Source organism: Bartonella sp. AP57NXGY (assembly GCF_042195805.1).
Taxonomy (GTDB): Bacteria; Pseudomonadota; Alphaproteobacteria; order Rhizobiales; family Rhizobiaceae; genus Bartonella.
In genome coordinates this window covers 1-762 of sequence record NZ_JBHIOZ010000485.1, presented here as the reverse complement: position 1 = coordinate 762, position 762 = coordinate 1, and the positions used below count along the sequence as shown (strand labels likewise).

General features: G+C 41.6%; 1 protein-coding gene. It reads left to right on the top strand.

The genetic code is table 11. The annotated features are described in order from the left end of the window. Positions 1 to 762 (top strand): GTP-binding protein (locus ACFIL8_RS11620; protein ID WP_375689939.1); only part of this gene is annotated, 762 nt, incomplete at both ends.

The following is a 762-nucleotide window of genomic DNA, read 5'->3' as shown; positions in this document are numbered from 1 at the left end:
ACAGCTGTTGATAGTGCTATCATGGTATTGGATGGGGCACGCGGAATTGAGCCAAGAACACTGAAATTGTTTGAAGTATGTCGGATGCGGGATATTCCTATTGTTACTTTTATCAATAAAATGGATCGTGAGGCACGTGATCCTATAGAGCTTTTAGATGAAATTGAAGAAAAGCTTGCTCTTGATACCGCCCCCATAACATGGCCCATTGGGTCGGGTAAAGATTTTGTCGGGACCTATGACCTTCATCATAACCGTTTTCGCCAAAAAGATGATGAGATAACACAGCGGATCGTTTCAAATCCCAGTGAGGTTGTCCATTTACTTCCCCAATATCAACGTTCCACTTTTCTTGAAGGAGTAGAACTCGCTCAAAGTGTTTGCAAGAATTTTGATCTTCAAGCTTTCCGTGAAGGTCATATGACACCGGTTTATTTTGGTTCAGCTTTGCGAAATTTTGGTGTTCGTGATTTGATCAATGCGCTTATAGATTTTGGTCAAAGTCCTCGTGATCAAAGTGCAGATCAGCGCAATGTCATAGCAACTGAACCTAAAATGACGGGATTTGTTTTTAAAATTCAAGCGAATATGGACCCTAATCATCGTGATCGTATTGCATTTTTTCGGGTATGTTCTGGAACACTTGAACGTGGTATGAAAACAAAGTTGGTTCGAACAGGAAAACCGATGACACTTTCGGCTCCACAATTTTTCTTTGCGCGTTCGCGCCAAATTGCTGATCAAGCCTATGCTGGTGATATC